At 73.5% G+C, this 17,630-nt stretch carries 9 protein-coding genes; 3 read left to right on the forward strand and 6 right to left on the reverse strand.

Annotated elements, in window-relative coordinates:
• Positions 1-572: 572 nt before the first annotated feature.
• Both ADL05_RS07360 and ADL05_RS07365 read left to right on the forward strand, forming a co-directional pair.
• Complete coding sequence (locus ADL05_RS07360) at positions 573-1,817, forward strand: hypothetical protein (protein WP_053616109.1); 1,245 nt, start codon at positions 573-575, stop codon at positions 1,815-1,817.
• 295 nt (positions 1,818-2,112) lie between these two features.
• Positions 2,113-4,113: a serine/threonine-protein kinase gene (locus ADL05_RS07365; RefSeq protein WP_082376176.1), complete on the forward strand. Its 2,001-nt coding sequence runs from the start codon at positions 2,113-2,115 to the stop codon at positions 4,111-4,113.
• 176 nt (positions 4,114-4,289) lie between these two features.
• On the opposite strand, the gene ADL05_RS07370 is transcribed toward ADL05_RS07365, so the two are convergent.
• From ADL05_RS07370 to ADL05_RS07380, 3 genes are all read right to left on the reverse strand, one after another.
• The gene (locus ADL05_RS07370; RefSeq protein ID WP_053616111.1) at positions 4,290-5,582 is read right to left on the reverse strand and encodes a DUF6891 domain-containing protein; all 1,293 of its coding nucleotides are present in this window, start codon (positions 5,580-5,582) and stop codon (positions 4,290-4,292) included.
• A 364-nt stretch (positions 5,583-5,946) separates the two neighbouring features.
• Positions 5,947-7,104: a hypothetical protein gene (locus tag ADL05_RS07375; protein ID WP_231640646.1), complete on the reverse strand. Its 1,158-nt coding sequence runs from the start codon at positions 7,102-7,104 to the stop codon at positions 5,947-5,949.
• 307 nt (positions 7,105-7,411) lie between these two features.
• Positions 7,412-9,874, reverse strand: a complete 2,463-nt coding sequence (locus ADL05_RS07380) for an ATP-binding protein (protein WP_053616112.1) — start codon at positions 9,872-9,874, stop codon at positions 7,412-7,414.
• A gap of 757 nt (positions 9,875-10,631) precedes the next feature.
• On the opposite strand from ADL05_RS07380, the gene thpD reads away from it, so the two are divergent.
• A complete protein-coding gene (thpD, locus tag ADL05_RS07385) occupies positions 10,632-11,537 on the forward strand; it encodes an ectoine hydroxylase (RefSeq protein ID WP_231640647.1) in 906 nt (301 codons plus the stop codon).
• 64 nt (positions 11,538-11,601) lie between these two features.
• Here thpD and ADL05_RS07390 read toward each other — a convergent pair whose 3' ends face one another.
• From ADL05_RS07390 to ADL05_RS07400, 3 genes are all read right to left on the reverse strand, one after another.
• Positions 11,602-15,876, reverse strand: a complete 4,275-nt coding sequence (locus ADL05_RS07390; protein WP_053616113.1) for a TcpE family conjugal transfer membrane protein — start codon at positions 15,874-15,876, stop codon at positions 11,602-11,604.
• Positions 15,877-15,894: 18 nt separating this feature from the next.
• Positions 15,895-16,218 (reverse strand): hypothetical protein, encoded by a 324-nt coding sequence (locus ADL05_RS07395; RefSeq protein ID WP_053616114.1) that lies wholly within the window; start codon positions 16,216-16,218, stop codon positions 15,895-15,897.
• Between the two features lie 73 nt (positions 16,219-16,291).
• On the reverse strand, positions 16,292-17,239 hold the full coding sequence (locus ADL05_RS07400; RefSeq protein WP_053616115.1) for a conjugal transfer protein: 948 nt from the start codon (positions 17,237-17,239) through the stop codon (positions 16,292-16,294).
• Positions 17,240-17,630 lie beyond the last annotated feature (391 nt).

A 17,630-nucleotide genomic window follows, 5' to 3' on the forward strand; every position in this document is an offset into this window, starting at 1 on the left:
CGTGGTTCGTGCCGAGGGACGATGGCAGACTCGAGGTCCGAACCGCGCGCACGCCGACGACCGGCCACCCGCGAAGGCGGACCCCCGCATGTCTGTACCCCATCATCCATGGTGCGCCATCACGTCGATCAGGGACGAGAGCAACGCGACCGGTTTTGCCGTTCCCGTCACGGACGCACTCCTCCCCATGGGGACATTTCGGGCATGGCTCAATGTTTCCGCAGGTAGTGGACATGAGTGGCGTTCCGAAACGCCCCAATACCCCTAGGCCACAATTTCGTGGCCCGCCAGCGAGTATGAGCGGCATCACACCCCTGTTCCCGGCGAAAAGTGGACACCAGATGATCAATCGGACTGGGCCTCCGTACCCCGAACAGCTTCCGTGAGAACCCCAGCCACGGTTGGCGTAGGGCCGAAACCCGCCCGGAGGACGACCCACCCCCGCGGAGGGATTCCACATCCGACCCACATGAACCGTTGTGTTCATTCCACGTACACCCGGGATTCATCGACGAGCCTCTCCGCGCGCCGAGTGGCCGCCCCCGGCCTCCGAGCACTCACAGGACGCGGCCATGGACGCCGACCGGCTCAGGCGGGGGCGGCGGGCTCCCGCCGAACTCCTCCACTACCGTGACGACGAGGAGGAGTCCACGGTGGAGAGCGCACCGCTCGGCCACCGGTTCCGGGCCCTGTCGGACGCCTCCCACGGACGAATCGAGCGGGAATCGGGGTTCCTCGTGCTGACCACGCCCACCGCCTCCGGACCCGCGCCGCCCGCACGCTCGGCCCCGGGCCGGGCGGCCCGGGCCCTGCCCCTGCTCCTGTACGGGGTGCCCTGCGCCGTCGGGCTCGGCCTGGCGCCGACGGCGCTCTCGGGGTCGTTGGAGCCGCTGTTCCGGGACGGCGGGATCGTGTCCGGCCTCGTCCTCTGCGTCGGGACGGTCGTGGGCGTCGCGGCTGCCCTGTCCCTCCTGATCGTGCTGCTTCGGAGGTCGGGGGTCGCGCGGCCCGCGATCGCGGCCGGGCTCCTCACCGCCGCGGGCGCGTCCGCCTGGGCCCAGACGGTCGTCACCGGCCACCTGGCCGCCGTCCCCTGGTCCATCGGCACGGCGGGTGCGGCTGCACTGACCTCATCCGTCGTCGCCGTCACCCTCGCGGCGACCCGCGAGCGGCGGCCCTGGGCCGCCGCCTGCGTCCTGGTCGGCCTGCTGATGCTGCGAGCGGTGACGGAGGCCGTCGTCGGCGCCCAGGTCCACGAACGAACCCTGCGCGCCACCGAGGCGACCTACGCCGCCTACCAGCACGACGTCGCCGTGCTCGACGATCCGGCGTGGGAACCGGTCGGCACGCGTCTCACGGAGGCCGGCCACGCCTTCACGATCACCTACGAGGACGAGTCCGGCCGACGGATCGCCCTCACGAGCGCGCCCGCGGAGTCCTTCCTCGGTGGTCGGCCGGACCCGCTGCGGCACGGATGCGGCGACGGGTCGACGACGTGCGCGGAGACCGAGGGCCTGGTCGTCCTGGAATCGGACCCGGCCGGAGCGGGCGGCGAGCGGGTCCTGGTCCGGACGGAGCCCGCTTCCGGCTTCTACGCGCAGTTGGCGGCCGAGCCCGGCTCCGGGCCCCATGCGGACCAGGCGTCCGCCCCTGAACCGGACCCGGACCACAGCTCGGACGCGGGCCGCGCCGACGGTCCGCGCGCGGCCGACACCTCCGCCGACGAGCTCCTGCGGCTGGCGGACCGCGTACGGATCGACGAGGACGGGGACCGCGAGGCGCTGGCCAGGGCCGTCATGGCACACCACGAGTGGTGACGGCCCCGTGCCGCCCGAGGAGGAGCACCACCGGAGCCGGACCGCACGAACCACTTGGTCCGCCCCGGCCCCGAGCCCCCCCGCCCCGGCGCCCCACCGGCCGCTGAAACACCCGCGCCGGACGGTGACCACTACCGGTCACCCGCCGCTCGGGAGCGGGGCGGGCCCGGTACTCCCGATTACAGTGGAATTGACCCGGACGACGTCGATCGCCACCGTTAAGCGCCGCGGTAGGGCTTTTCTTGGATAGATTGGCCTGCGCATCGTCCCCCACCGCCAGAAGGGATGCGCCCCTATGTCTTCCCCCGGTCGCTCCTCCGTCGGCCGATACGAACTACGGGAGCGGCTCGGCGCGGGCGGTATGGGCACGGTCTGGCGCGCGTGGGACCCCGCGCTGCAGCGCGACGTCGCCGTCAAGGAGGTCCGGCTCCCCGACGGCATGGACCCGGACGAGCGCGCCGAGGCGCACGCCCGGTCGATGCGTGAGGCCCAGGCGACCGCCCGGATCCACAGCAGCGCGGTGGTGGCCGTCCACGACGTGCTGGACGACGGCGAGAGCCCGTGGATCGTCATGGAGCTGCTCAGCGGCCGGTCCCTGGCCCAGTACCTGGAGCAGAACGGGCCGATGCCCGCCGACCGTGTCGAGGAGGCCGCCCGGTCGCTGCTGGGCGGGCTGAAGGCGGCGCACGCCGTCGGCGTCACCCACCGGGACGTCAAGCCCGCGAACATCATGCTGACCGATGACGACCGGACGGTGCTCACGGACTTCGGCATCGCCAACGTCGACGGCAGTACCGCTCTGACCCAGACCGGCGTGTACATCGGTTCTCCCGAGTACATGGCCCCCGAGCGGTTCGAGGGCGAGCGCGCGCTGCCCGCCTCCGACCTGTGGAGTCTGGGCGTCACGCTGTTCACCCTGGTCGAGGGGCGGTCGCCGTTCAAGCGGGACAGCATCACGGGCATCATCACGGCCGTGCTGACCGCCCCGGTGCCGCCTCCGCTGTCCGACGACTCCGCGCGCGGCGCCGCGGCGAGCGCCCCGCTGCGGGAGCTCATCGCCGCCCTGCTCGACCGGGACCCCGCCCAGCGGCCCGACCCCGACCAGGCGCTGGCGCTGTTGAAGGAGGCCAGGCGGGCGCCGGGGAGCGGTTCCGGCGGATCCGCGTCCGGCTCGAACACCGGTGCGCAGGCCCCGCCAGGCGGACCTTCCGATGGTGTTGCTGTGCGTCCCGCGTCGGGACACGGGGACTCGGGCGCCCACACCGGGAGCGGGTCGGCCGCCGGACACCCGGGAGGCGTCGGCGCGCCGCCCACGCACCAGGGCGGAACCGGTGGCGGCCCCGGGACCGGATCGGGGCCGCACACACCGCCTCCGGTCGGCCACCCCGGAGGCCCTGCGTCCCCGCAGTCGCCGCCGCGTGCCCCGTCGACCCCACCGGCCGCACAACACCAGCCACAGCAGCACGCACCATCACAGCAGCAGTACCCCCACGGCTACGGGCAGGGGCCGCACGGCCCCGTGCCGGGTCGGCCGACAGGTCCCCAGCCAGGTCCCGGCCAGCAGCCGGGTGCCGGGCAGCAGCCGGGGCTGGGAGCCCAGCCGGGCGTCGGGCCGCGGCCCGGATCCGGTGGCCAGCCCTCCGGCCCGATGCAGGCGCCGACGGGACGGGTCGCGCCGAACGCGGGCGGGTTCGTGCCGGGGGCCACCCGGACCGGCTACCACCCGGCGCCCGCCCAGGGCGTCCCGGGACCGGCCGCGGCCCAGGGCGTGCAGGGCGCGCCCGGGACCGGGCCGCAACAGGGCGGCACCACCCGGTTCACCGCCGATCCGCGCTACGGCGTCCGCAGGGCGGAGCCCAACCACGGCGTCGTGGTCGGCGACGGTGTCCCCAAACCGGCGGCGGTGATCACCGCGTCGGCCATGCTGGGCGTCAACGCGCTCTATCTGATGGTCCTCACGGCGCTGTTCATCGCCGAGGTCCTGGACGGTTCCGACGAGTACGGGTGGGGCACGGTGACGGCGCTGGGCGCCTGGGGGCTGTTCGCGGCCTTCGCCGCCGTGGGCCTGATGACCCGCTCGCGACTGCTCTACGGCGCGGTGGTGATCGTGCAGGTCCTGGTGGCGGTGCTGCTGGTGTTCGCCCTCTTCTCGGTGCTGGTCTACTCGCCGGAACAGTTGTGGCTCTACGCCCTGATGCTGGTGTTCCAGCTGGTCATCGGCGGCCTTCTGCTCATCCCGCCGAAGTCGAGGGCGTTCTTCGGCTTCGGTGAGGCGTTCGGCGGCACCGAGCGCTGACGTGTCCGGGCGCCCGGCCCTCGCGCCCGAATCCCTGGGCACTGCGCCGACCCCTGACGCGTCCGGTGACCACACCGGACACACCGGCACGCAGGCCCCGAGTACACGAGCACCAACCCGCGTGCCGGGGCATCACGCTCTCCCGCCCTCGCGCCCGGGGCCGACGCGCCCCAGCCTCACCAGGTGGTGACGGCCAGCGCCCCCAGCTCGTCCAGGGCCAGACGGTGCTCGTCTGCCAGGATCCGGACCATCTCCTCCGCCTCCGACGTGGTGACGAACCGGCCGCGCGACAGGCGTTCCCCGGGGGACGGGCTCTCCATCCACAGACGGGGCCCGGCCTCCCACATCATCTGAACGCAGGTCTCGTCACGGGCGAGGAACACCGCGAAATTGCCCTCGGCGGGCGTCAGCCGGTGCACGAGTTCGCGCGCGGCGGCCGTCTCCATGGGTTCGGCGCTCTGGATCCCACCGATGCCCTCGGCGGTGCTGTCGTCGTAGATGGCGTCGACCATGCCGGTGTGGGACGAACGGGCGTCCTCCTCGGGCCAGACGCCGCCGACCGCCCACCGGCTGAGGGGCTCCTCCAGGCGTTCACGGGGCAGCGTGCGGCCGTCTCCGAGCACGCGCAGCAGGTCGAAGTCCCGACAGACCTCGATCGTCTGCCCGCGGTCGCTGGTGAGGGTGGCCGCGTGCCCCCGCGGCAGCCAGGGCAGCACCATCCGCGCCAGCTCGCGCACGGTGACGCGGCCCTGGTAGTGCGTCATCCAGGCGGGCGGCGACTCGTGCCGGTAGGAGACCTCGACCTCCGGCTCGCCGTCGACGGCCGGGCCGGGATGGGCGGCGCCGCGTCCCCACCGGCGGCGGCGCCAGTCCACGGCGACTTCGAGCCTGGTGCCCGGGTCACCGTTCCAGGTGACGGTGAGGCCGTGGGCGCGCAGGGTCTCGGCGATCTCCTCGCCGACGGCGGCCCGGCGGACCTCGTGGGTGGCCCCGAAGCCGACCATGAGGGCGCCCTCGCGCGACGCGGCCCGCGTGTCCTGCTCGTGGTAGAAGGCGTAGCCGCGGATCGACGGGCCCCCGGGCGCCTCCTGGTGGACGCGGGCCTCCTGGCGGAGGGAGTCCTCGGCGCAGGTGGTGCAGCAGGTGTGGTCCTCGCGGGCGATGATCCCGGACTCGTCGAGGGCTCGGAAGGCGCGGGTGAGCCGTTCGCTGTCCGTGCGCGAGCGCCAGCGGCGCTGGCGCTGGAGGTGCGCGTCCATGGCGTCGTCGACATAGGAGTCGAGGCCGTCCAGGGCCGCCCTGACCTCCGGCCCCTCGGGGTCGGTCCCGGGTTCGAGCGCGTCGAGCAGGCGGCGCCGCGCTCCCAGGCAGATGTCGACGTAGCCGCCCCGGCCGGTGGCGAGCAGGGTGGAGACGCTCTCCTGAGCGGTGGCGCGGAGGTGGTCGACGCGTTCCCGGACTTCACTCATGCGGCCAATATGTCAGAGTTGCCGGGCCCCCGAGACGGTGTCACCGGCCGATCGCTGTCCGCATCCGGTCAATCACGAAGGCGGGCGGCGCCCGGTGCCGCCGCCCCGCTGATCCTCGCGCCGAGGTCTCTCGCGGTGCCCCGCCGCGCCGGCTCCGGGGCCGCGAAGACCCCACCCGGATCCCCCCGGCCCTGCGGAGTCCCGAGTGCCCACGGGGCCTGAGGTGTCTCGGGCCCCGAGGCGCCCGGAAGGCCCCGGAAGGCCCGAGGAAGCCGAGGCACTCTGGTCGGTCGAGGCACCCCAGGCACCCCAGGCACCCCACCATCTGAGGCCCCGAGCCACCGAGGGGCGCGATGCCCGAAGCTCACCGTCCGCCGAGTGGGGCCTCCCCGCGTGTGGTCTCACCCATCACGGGGGCGGACGCCGAGAGGGACAGGCTCTGGACCAGAGTGTGCTCGCCGAGCCGCCGGACGTGCTCGTCGCGCACCTCGCGCGCGAGGTCGGCGGTGGTGGACAGCTCCGCCACGGGGCCGGACGGCGTTCCGAGGAAGGCCGCCGACGCCGCGTGGTCGACGTACTCCGCCGTGGAGTCCAGGGCCTCCTGGCACTGCTCCCACTCGCGGTGCGCCTCGACCGCGCGTTCCACCAGGCGCCCGTACTCGGAAATCTGCGCCACACGGGCGCGTACCGCCTCCTCCACCGTGTGCAGGTGCTCGCGCTGCGGTTTGAGGGCTTCGCGCACCCGTGGCGAGGCCGCCCGCTGCCAGCGGCGCAGGTGGGCGCGGCGCAGTTCGCGCTGACGGGCCAGGAGGACGGCGATCCGCCACTCCTGGTCGCGCAGGACGCTCAGGGCGCGGTCGGTGTCCAGGGAGTCGCCGCCGTGGAACGCGTCGCCCGCCTCCTCCACCCGGGCGATGACGTTCTGCACGGTGGCGAGGTGGACGTGGTCGACCTCGCTGATGTCGTCGGGGGTGATGACCGCGGGCGTCGCCCCCTCCCCCGGGGCCGCCGCCCGCGAGGTGACGGCGTCGCCCGCCACCATGGCCACGAGGACACCGAACACCAGCCACGGCACCCCCATGGCCGGGTCCTGCGGGGCGACGTCCAGCAGCCAGATCGGGGCGACGGCCACCGCCCCCGCGCCGACGGTTCCGCCCACCACCCGTGTGACCCGGTGGGCGTCCGCCCGCAAGCCGAGGGTGGCGACGAACGCCACGAGGCTGATGGTCGCGATGACCATGCCCAGGTACCACCCCGCGGTGACCAGGGCCAGGCTCATGGTGAAGCCGACGCCGACCACCTGTGCCAGCCCCTCGCGCAGCCGGGCCGACCGGGTGGCGGCGTCCTCGACCGTGCCGTGGGGAACGGATAAGGGCTCGGGGGCCCGGCCCCGACGCAGACGTTCGCGCTGGGCCGGGGGCAGCGCGGGGTCGACGACGGGACGGGGGCGGATCCGACGGCTCTCGGCCGAGGGCGGCGGGAGGGAGGCGGAGGGGTGTGGCCGGAGGACGTCCTCACTCATAGGCGGTCCTGAGTGGTCGGTCGGTCGCGGTGAGGCGACGGGAGCGGACGCCGGGCGGAGGAACCCGGCAGGGTAGGAAATGCCCATCCGGAGCACGCCCCGAACATGCCGCCCCGCACGCCTTTGCCACGACTTGTCCGGTGCGCGCACCGCACTCCTCCCGGGAACGCCCGACCTGCGCCGGGACCGCGCCGACCGGACCGCCGCGGGCGCACTCGCCCGGCCACCCTCCCTCAGCGGGCCCACCGAGCCGCCGAGGCCGCGCTCGCCCGGCCGCCCCGCCACCGACCGGGAGGCCCCTCCCGCGCTACTCCTCCACGGTCGACGCCCGGACCAGTTCCTCCTGCCCCGGGTGGCGCCGCGTCGGGTTGGTGTCCAGCCAGCGCAGCAGGTCCTCCGACACCAGGTCGACGCCGATCCGCCCCGACCGCCCGTCCAGGTCGCGGAACAGGCACTCGCCGTTGCCCAGGTTGCGCAGCACCGCCAGGTGGTCCTCGGTCGGCTCCACGCCCAGCAGCGCCATCACGCTCTCCACCTCGAACCGCTCGCTCGACCGGAAGGCGAACACCGACGACAGGCAGTTGGTGACCTGCTCGTTGAGGAGGTCACCGGCGTTCTGCGACACCAGGATGAGCGCGGTGTTGCGCGAGCGCCCCATCCGCGAGACCTCGGGAACGAGCTTGGCGCCCTCCGGGGTGGAGGTCACCGCCCACGCCTCGTCGAGGAAGATCGCCTTGGGCAGGTGCCGGTCCAGCCCGTTCATGAGCCGCCGGGCGAACTGCGAGACCAGGTACAGCAGGGCGACCGACAGCCGCTGCTCGTAGGAGTAGTCGTCGCGCCCCACGCCCGAGTCGGGCAGGGTGAGCCCGCCCAGGGTGAAGACCGTCGTCCACCCCTCGGTGTCGATCCGCGCGTCCCCCTGCGGGTCGAAGCACAGGCTGGCCAGCCGCATCTCCGACATCGACTGCAGCACGGCGCCGAGGTTGCGCGAGGCCGGGTCGGAGGAGGCGACGAGGTAGTCGACGACCTTGGCGAGCGAGGGTCGGGGCTGGTTGGCGACCGCCGCCACCGCCTGGATCATGGCGGACTCGCGTTCCTCGCTCATCCTCGGCAGGAGCAGGCGCAGGGTCTCGGTCGCCATGGTCTTCTTGGCGGGCAGGTCGTCACCGAACGCGAACGGGTCCAGCAGGCCCGGTTCGGCCGAGCCCAGGGACATGATCCGCGCCTTGCGGCCCCGGTGCTTGAGGAGTTCCACGAGGGACTCCGCGTCGCCCTTGGGGTCGATGGCGGCGACGGTGACCCCGCGCAGCGCGAGCTGGTAGATGAGCAGCAGGGCCAGCGTGGTCTTGCCGCCGCCGGGCTCCCCGGTGATGGCGATGGCCGTGGGGCGGTTGCGGGCCGCGGCGACCATGGGGTCGAAGTGCACGATCGAGCGGGCGCGGCCGAGCGTCTCCCCGATGTAGGGGCCGATCCAGCCGCCGCCGCTGTGGTCGACGCGGTCGCCGACGTCGACCGTGGCGGTGGGCATGCCGCCCGCGATCGTGCGCAGGGGCTGGCGCTGGGCGTAGGCGTTGAGCCGGATGCGGTCGCCGGGCAGGGACTCGTTGAAGAGCGCGAACTGGTCGCCGGTGGAGTTGATGACGTCGATGCCGATGTCGCGGTAGTGCTCCACGACCGCCTCGACGTGCTGCCCGAGCAGGCGCTCGGTGGGCGCGGACACCATGAGGCGGTGCCAGCCGTAGACGAAGGGCAGGCGCTCCTTGGTGATGCCGTGCTCCAGCATGCGGGCGGCGTCGATCTGCTCGGCGAGCGCGATGGGCGCCTCCACCCCGGCCTCACGGATGTGGGCGTCCATGTCGCGGGCGTGCGCGAGCTTGCGGCCGACGTCCTTGCTGGCCTTGGCGGGCGGGATGAGCTTCATCCGCAGGGACATCTCGACGGGGAAGGGCAGCGCGTCGGCGTGGTGCAGCCAGGGTTCGCCGTCGGGGAAGGGCATCAGGTCCGGAAAGCGGGCGAAGGAGAGGAAGGCGACGTGGGTGGAGCCGGCGGGCTGCTCCAGGCGCAGGGCCGAGCGGCCGTTGTGCACGACCCCGTCGACGAGCGCCTCGATCTCGCCGCGCCCCCAGGTGCGGCGGGCGGCGGCGGAGGGGCGCACCTCCTCGGCGGTGCCGCTGACGGCGTGGCGCACCAGCCAGGCGATCTCGTCGGAGGTGGCGTGGCGGGCGTGCAGGGAGCTGGCGGCCAGGGCGCGGCCGAGGCGTTCGGACTGGTCGGTCCAGCGGGCGATCTCCTTGTCGTCGATCGCGTCGTCGTCGATGCCCAGAACCTGCTCGGTGCGCTGGTAGGCGCCCAGGAGCTGCGAGAAGAGGCCGAGGCCCGCGCCGGCGTTGCGCTGGCCGAGTCGGACGCCGAGGTAGACCTCCTTGGTCCAGAAGTCCTTGGCCCAGACGTGGCGGTAGGTCTCGTCGAGGTAGTCGTACCAGCCGGGGCCGGCGTCGGCGGTCGCGTCGAGCGCGGTGGCCCACTGCGCGGCCGGGTAGGTGCGGTGGGCGACGCGCAGGTGGACCTCCGCGTCGTTCATCCGGATGGCGGCCAGGGCGATGGTGATGTTGGTGGCCAGGCCCTGGCGCTCCTCCGGGGTGGTGAACTCGTAGGACACCGTGGGCAGGCGGAAGTAGGCCCAGGCCTCGCTGTCGCTGAACAGCACGCGGTCGTCGAAGTAGCGGACCGCGAGACGGGTCGTGCCCCGTGTCCCCCTGGTGCCGGTCATCTGTGCCCTCCTGGTCGCGTTGCCCCGCCCGTGCTCCACCCATAGTGGAGCATCACCCGGAAGGTGAGGAAGCGGACGGGGTTCCGGCGCGCCCCAATCCTGGAGCCGGGCGGGCCGCGGCGCCGGAGGTCGGCGGCGCGTGTCGACGGTGTCCCGCGGGGAGGGCCTCCCGGCCGGGTGACGGTGCGGCGGACCAGCCGAGCGGGACCACCGGAAGGGCGTCCGGGGCCGGCGCCGAGGCGCCGTGAATGGCGCGGGCGAACGGGGGCAGCACCACTCCTCAGGAGCGGTTGAGGGCAGCGGACCCCGCCCCCGCGCGGTCACCGAGGGCTTTAGGCCGACACCCCTGGGCCCATTTCACCGGAATGGCCGCTAACGCGCGCCGCACATTGAACCAGAGTTTGCACCATTTTTCAGTGGTCTAGCGCACACTGAAAGACAAAGGCCCGGCCCGGCATCCTGGCCGAGAGCTCCGCAACCGGACGACCTGGAACAACTCACGGACGGGAGTCATCTCGAACACGAGGGGTGACACCGCGCAGGTGACAGTGGCGAAAGGAGGATGACATGCACCGCGGCCACCGGCCGGCTTTTTGTTTTGGCCCATATAGTATGACTCTCATACCCACTGGCCACACCAATAAACACACGGCACGGAAGGGCGCCCGGGAAAGGCGACTTCTGATTTGTTAAGTTCACGTGTCGTAAGGAAAGACTTCGACCTCAGAGAGGATGAACCCCAACGAGGGGATCGGCCATGACTCTGCAGATGGATCTTCCGACCGCGGACGACTACCCGACCCGAAAGGCCGCCGAGCCGGCCCTGCTCTACCGTCAGGACCCGGTCGTGTGGGGGGACGCCGCGAGCGGTCCCTTCTCCGCCGACGAGGTCAAGGCCTACGGGGACCGCGGGTACACCCAGGTGCGCTCCCTTGTCAGCGACGAGGAGGTGGATGCCTACCGCGCGGAGCTGAAGCGCCTGAGCGCTGACAGGGACCTGCGGGCGGACGAGCGCGTCATCGTCGAACCGTCGTCGGACGAGGTCCGGTCGGTGTTCGAGGTGCACAAGATCAGCCCAGTCTTCGCCGACCTCGTCAACGACCCGCGTCTGGTCGACCGCGCACGCCAGCTGCTCGGCTCGGACGTGTACGTGCACCAGAGCCGGATCAACTACAAGCCCGGCTTCGGCGGCGGTTCGTTCTACTGGCACTCGGACTTCGAGACCTGGCACGCCGAGGACGGCCTGCCCCGGATGCGGACGGTCAGCTTCTCCGTGGCGCTCACCGACAACTTCACCCACAACGGCGCGCTGATGATCATGCCGGGTTCGCACCGGACGTTCGTGTCGTGCGTCGGGGAGACCCCGGAGGACCACTACCGGGACTCCCTGGTGAGCCAGCACGTGGGCACCCCGGACCAGGACTCGCTGTCCTTCCTGGCCAACCGGCACGGGATCGACGTGCTCACCGGCGCGGCCGGGGACGTCACCGTGTTCGACTCCAACTGCATGCACGGGTCGGGCGGCAACATCACGCCCTACCCGCGGTCGAACGTGTTCATCGTGTTCAACAGCGTCGAGAACACGTGCACGAAACCGTTCAGCGCGGGCCGACCGCGCCCCGAGTTCCTCGCGGCGCGCGACTTCACTCCGGTCGGCCGCTGATCCGACACCTGGCGGGCGGGGCCGTCCCCGCCCGCCCGAGCCGTGTCCGCGGGCCCGTGGGGGGCTACCTGGCGCCCGTGAGCACGTTGACCAGGACCCCGCCCAGGGCGCCGTGGGCGCGCTTGGTGGCGGGGCGCAGGGCGCCGACGTCGATCCTGGTGTAGGACGACCCGAGGTGGTCGTCCCACGGGATCCGCACGATGGCGCGGCACCGGCCCCGGGCCACGCGTTCGGCGGCGTCCACGTCGCCCAGACTGCGCTTGCTCACGCCGTTGACGACGAGCACCGCGTTGGCCCGCAGGGCCCCGTAGCCGTTGCCGTCCAGCCAGTCGAAGGTCATGGACACCGCCCGCTCGGCGTCGGCGCTGGCCGGGGCGACCAGCACCAGGCCGTCCGCCCCCGGCAGGGAGCGGGCCACACCGGTGGCCGCCGGGTCGAGCAGGGTCACCGAGTAGAACCCGCCCAGCAGCCGGGTGAGCTGGGTGTAGTCGCGCTCGTCGAGGGTCTGGACGTAGGGGTCGTCGAGGGTCTGGACGACCTCCAGCCCGGTCCCGGCCCGGCTGGCGTAGGAGCGCATGTGCGCGTAGTCCTCGACCGTGTCCGCGTTGGCGAGCAGGGCGGTGAGGGTCTCGGGGCTCTGCGCGCCGACCCTGCGGGAGAGCCCGTTGGGCCCCGGATTGACGTCGACGGCCACGACGCGGTCGTCGCGGTGGGCGGCCAGGGTGTGCCCGATCATGAGCGTGGTCACGGTCTGCCCGGCGCCGCCGGTGCAGCCGAGGACGACGAGGCCGCGCGGGGAGTCCAGCGGAGTGCGCAGGCGCTCGATGTCGCTGGCGGGCAGGTCCGAGCGCAGCGGCGCGGCGCCACCGGTGACGACCTTGGCCAGCCTCCGCCATCCCCGTGTACCGCCGGAGTCCGAGGCGGGCTCCTCGCGCTCGACGGGCCGCGGCTCGGGCCGGTGGGTGGGCACCCCGTTGGGGGTGTCGCCGAGCCGGTCCTGTTCGCCTGTGCCGTGGTCGAGTTCCAGTTCGGGCTTGGCCGCGTCCTGGGCGCCCGGCGCGGGTTCCTCCCCGGGCACCGGTTGGCCGAAGAGCTGGCCGAGCCGGCGGGCGTTCTGGGCGACCCGGTGGAAGACGCCGTCGTGCGGGTCGTGCTCGCCGGGCGCCTGCGGAGCGTCCCCGGCCGGAACCTCGGTTCCGTCGGCCGTACTCCCCGTGCCCGAAGTCGGCGCGGCGCCCTGGACGGACGCGGTGCCCGCGGTGGCGCCCGGAGCGGATGCGGCGCCCTGGGCGGACTCAGCGCTCGGGTCAGACGTGCCCCGGTCCAGCGAGGTGCCCTGCGCGGACGCAGCGTCCCGGTCCGACGCGGTGCTCGAAGCGGACGCGCCGCCCGAAGCGGACTCGGTGCCCGAATCGGGTCGAGCGCTCGGGTCAGAGGTGCCCCGGTCCGACGCAGCGTGCCGATCCGACGCGGTGTCCGGATCCGAAGTGGAGTCCGGAGCGGATGCCGTACCCCGCGCGGACGCGGAGCCCGGATTCGAGGCGGCACTCGGGGCAGATCCGGCGCCCGGGTCGGATGAGGTGTCCCGGTCAGGCGCGGTACCCGGGGCGGAGGCAGCGTCCCGATCCGACGCGGTACTCGGCGCGAACGTGGTGCTCGGGTCCGACCAGCTGCCCCGGGCCGATGCCGCGCCCGGGTCCGCAACGGATGCCGCGCCCCGCTCGCCGCCCAGTGTGGAGGCCATGCTGGGGTTGGCCCGGGGGTCCTTGACCACGGGGCGTCCGGTGACCGCCGCGCGGCGGCGTGCCAGGGCGGCCGCCTCGGCCGCCGCCAGGTCCTCGGCCGTCCGACGCGCGGTGGCGCCCGCGGCCTCCCGGGTCCGCTCGGCCTCCCCGGTCTCCGCACCGTCCGCGGATCGTCCGGCCGCGGGCACGCCCGTGGCCGTGTCGGTCGTCCCGCCCGAGGTTCCGTGAGCGGCCCCCTCCTCGGCGGGTGCACCCGCGTCCGGGCCTTCCTTCCGGCGCGGGGCGGCGCGCGACGGCTCGTCGCGGACCTCCACGAAGCTGACGAGCTCTCCCGTGCCGTGGTCGAGCTGCGTCGGCGGCTTGGCCTCGCCCGGTGCCTCGGCGGGCTCCTCCAGCCCCGACTCCTGGGTGTTCTCGGCCGCGGCCTCGGCCTCGGCCTTCTCACGGAGTTCGCGCGCCGGGATCACCGGGTTGTCGCGGTCGCCCACCTTGGGCTGGTCCGGGTGGCGCTTCTTGCCGTCGTCGAACCACTCCCCCGGGTCGTCGGCGGCGCGCTCCTCGGCTGGAACGACGTCCGCGAACCTGGGGCGCGGCGGCGCCGGGGTGTCGGCCGTGATGAGGTGCTGGTCGAGCACCGACATGTGCTCGGCCCACTCCGGACCGCGCGCCTCGGTGCCCTCGTTCGGTTGCGGGGGCAGGGCGGCCTGTTCGCCGGTCCCGTGGTCGATCTCCAGTGGGGGCTTGGCGGAGGGCGTCGGCGCGGCCGTCTCCGGGCGTGCCCCGCTCCGCGCCTCCTCACCGCCGCGCACGTCCTGCTCGGAACCACTCTCCCCGGTCGGGGCGACCGCGTCCTCGGCGGGTGCGCCGGCGGCGCCGCGCGCGTCCTCTGCGGGACCGCTGGTCGCGTCGTCGCCCGTCGGGGCCGCGGCGCCCTCGGGCGGGGCCTCGCCTCCGCCCTCGGCGGCCTCGGGCACCGGACCGGACTCCGCCTCCGGGGCGGGCGTCGCGGCGGACGGGGGCAGCCAGGGAGCCGCGGCGGGCTCGGGCGCGGCGGGGCGGCCGGTGGCGGCGGCGAAGCGGGCCGCGTAGTCGGACAGGTCCGCCTGGCCGGTGGACCCGCGGCGCTCGTCGGCACCGCGGTCGAGCTCCCAGGGCGCGGCGTGCGGCCGTCCCCGGCGACGGGGCGGCTCAGGCGCGTCGGCCTCCTCCCGGGCGGGCAGGGCCTGGCCCCGGGCCCGGGCGCGCGGCGGTTCCGGGGCGCGCTCGGGGGCCTGATCGGAGCGGCGCTCCTCCAGGTCCCGGGTCACCCTGATCCCCTGCACGCGGCCGCGCAGCCGGCGAGCGGCGGGCGACTCGTCGTCGGCGCTCTCGGGCGCGGCCATGACCTCCTCGGCGCGCCGGCGGTCGTGGTCGGGCTCCGCGATCGCGTCGGCGAGGTCCTCCCGGCTCATGGCACCGGTGTCACCGGTCGAGTAGGCGCTCTTGGAGGTCAGGCCGACCGGTGTCTCACCCGAGGAGGAGCGCAGGCGGGCGAACCAGTCCTGGTTGTCGCTCCGCTCGTCGTCCTCGGTGGTGTGGACGTCCTCCTCGTCGAAGTCCTCGAAGGCGTCGTCCCCGCCGGTCGCCTCACGCTGGGGCTCGGGGGGCGCGGAGCCGAGCCCGAAGCCGAAGTAGTTGAGGACGCGGCGGCCCACGCCGCGGCGCCGCCCTGCGGTGCCGTCGTCACGGGACTCGTCGGGCGCGGTGTGGGAGGGCTCGTCGGCCAGGCCCGCGGTGGCGTGGTCGACGCGGTGTGCGCTCAGTGCGGCCGCCGCCACCGGCACCCGCTCACGCTCTGGGGCACGCTCGCGCCCGCGCACGCGCTCGGGAGCCCGCTCAGGTTCACGCTGGCGCGCGGGTTCGGGACGCCGCTCCGGCTCGGGTTCGTGGGCCCGCACCCGCTCGGGCTCCGGCTCGGGTTCCCCCGCCGGTGCCTCCACCGGCTCCGGCCGCACGGGAGCCCCGTCGGCCCCGTCGGTCTCCACGCCCCCCACGTTCCCCACGTGCTCGACGTACTCCTCAGGGGAGGCCGCCGGCTCCGCCGCCCGGACGGGGAGCCCGACCAGCGGCGGCGCGGCTTCCGGGCCGACGGCGGTGTCCTCCACCGCGACCCGTTCGGGCTCGACCGCCGCACGCTCCACGCGGCGGCGGCCGACGACGGGCAGCGGCCCGGCCTCCGGGTCCCGGTGCCACACGCGCACCGACACCCGGACCTCGGCCGGCTCGTACTCGGGGGCCAGCCGGGTGTACACCCGCGCCTCGGTGAGGAAGCGCGCCTGGGAGATGAGCAGTTCGGTCAGCCGCTTGCCCTCGATCACCGGCCGGGTGGCCAGCACCGTGATGACGCCGGGCGGAACCACCCACATCACCAGGTGCCAGCCGTTGCCGAACGCGAAGGGGGCGTTGAGGATGCTGAGCAGGATCACCCACAGCGCGAACACGCCGAGGGCGACCCCGAACGTGCCCACGGGAAGCGGCATGGGCAGCCGGAAATCGTAGAGCTTGTAGAGCCGCTTCTCGATACGCCAGATGTTGGTGTACGTGGGCAGATCCACGTTCCCGGCCTCCCTCGCCTATTCCGCCGATACGCCCATCGCTCGGGCGAGCGCCACCGCGATGACTTCGATGATGCCGGGGACGTAGAAGACGATCCCGATGAAGATCGCCAGGATGATGAACTGCGCGAAGCGCGTGATCTCCCTCGTGAACAGGAAGAACACCGCCACGATGGACACGATGACCAGGAAGAGGGGTCCGAAGAAGCCCCGCAGGAAGTCGGCGAGGCCCCCGGTGTCGGGGGCGTCCGCGGAGGCCGTCGCCTCCGCGGCCAGGACGAGGAGGTGGCCGCCACCCGTGGAGGTGAAGGCGTCCGATGCTGAAGACAGGAGGGGGAGCATGTCAGGTGCCGCCCTCCCCCGTCGACTCGGTGGTGCTCATGGTTTCTCTCGTCCTCCTTGCCTACTGGCCCCGTCAGTCGCCGAACGAGTGGGGGGCACCCTGGATGTCACGCACGCGCCACTCACTACCGGAGTCGACGACCGTGACGAGGTAGCTCTGCCTGAGCTGTCCGACCTCTGATCCGTCGGAGCCCAGGACCGACCACAGCGCCGTCAGCGCCACCTGTCGTACGTCATCATCCCCGGTCGAGGACTGGGATGGCACGACGATGTCGGACAGTTCGACGATGCTCAGGCTGTTCTGCGGGAGCGGCGCGATCGCGGCCCCCTGTTCCACGTACTGCTCCAGGTGTTCGGGCCCCTCCGCGTAGGCGTCGAAGAAGCCGGTCAGGACGCCCTGGAGCGCCTCGGCCGCCTGGGGGTCCTCCTCGACCGAGCCCGCCCGGGGCAGGGAGGCGCTGGCCGGAGCCGCGAGGAGCGCGGGCGGACCCGACACGGCGAGCGCGTCGCCGTCCGCGTAGACGGGCACCTCGAGGCTCATCGCGCCGCCGTTGACGTCGCCGCGCACGACGACGACCGCGTTGTTGTCGTCGGCCGCGTCGATGGACACGACCGTGAGGTTCTCCCCGGTGAGGCTGTCGGCGGCGGCGTCGAGCGCGGCGGCCTCGCCCTCGGGGACGTAGGCGGCCAGCGCCTCCAGGCGCGCCTCGGGGTCCTCGGTGTCGAGGTAGGTGTCGGCGAAGCGCAGCGCGAAGGCGGCCGCCGCGGTCTCCGGGAAATCGACCGTCTCGGCCTCCTCCGGTTCCTCGGCCGTGGCCGGCAGGGCGAGGCCGCCGCGCAGGGGGTACCAGATGCCGTTGAAGAGGACGACGATGATGAACGCCCACAGGACGGCGCGTCCCACGCCGACCCACCAGCGTCCGCCCGCACCGGCCCGCGGCCGACGGGCGCGCGGTGCACCGAGCCCCGCGTCGTCCTCCAGGTCACCCGCGGCGGTGCCGCGCCGTGACGCCTTCGCCATCCCGCCTCCTGCACACAGGTCCGTGCCGCCCGGTCCGGGCGGCGTATCCGCCATGCCTTGTCTACCCCATCCCTATAGTGAGGCATTGTGCGGGTTGGGAGCGGACATGGCGTCTCCGCGTTTCCCCGTCAAGGGCACATTGCACGCACCAGCCAAACACCCCAAAAGGTGCACAATACGGCAATAAGCCACCTAACTCACCACTCAACTCCCCTAGAGAACCCCTTTTCGGCTCGACCAGAAAGGGATTAGTCACCCGGCGGAGAGCAAGATGTCTCCTTCGTGACGGCCGAACCCCTCCGGAAACCGTCCGCACCCCGGGCCGGTGTCCCGAAGGCGAGACGAGGGTCACTCGCCACGCGGGCGACAGGTGTCGGTTGATGCGGAATGC

Origin of the sequence: Nocardiopsis sp. NRRL B-16309 (assembly GCF_001279585.1) — a bacterium.
Taxonomy (GTDB): Bacteria; Actinomycetota; Actinomycetes; order Streptosporangiales; family Streptosporangiaceae; genus Nocardiopsis.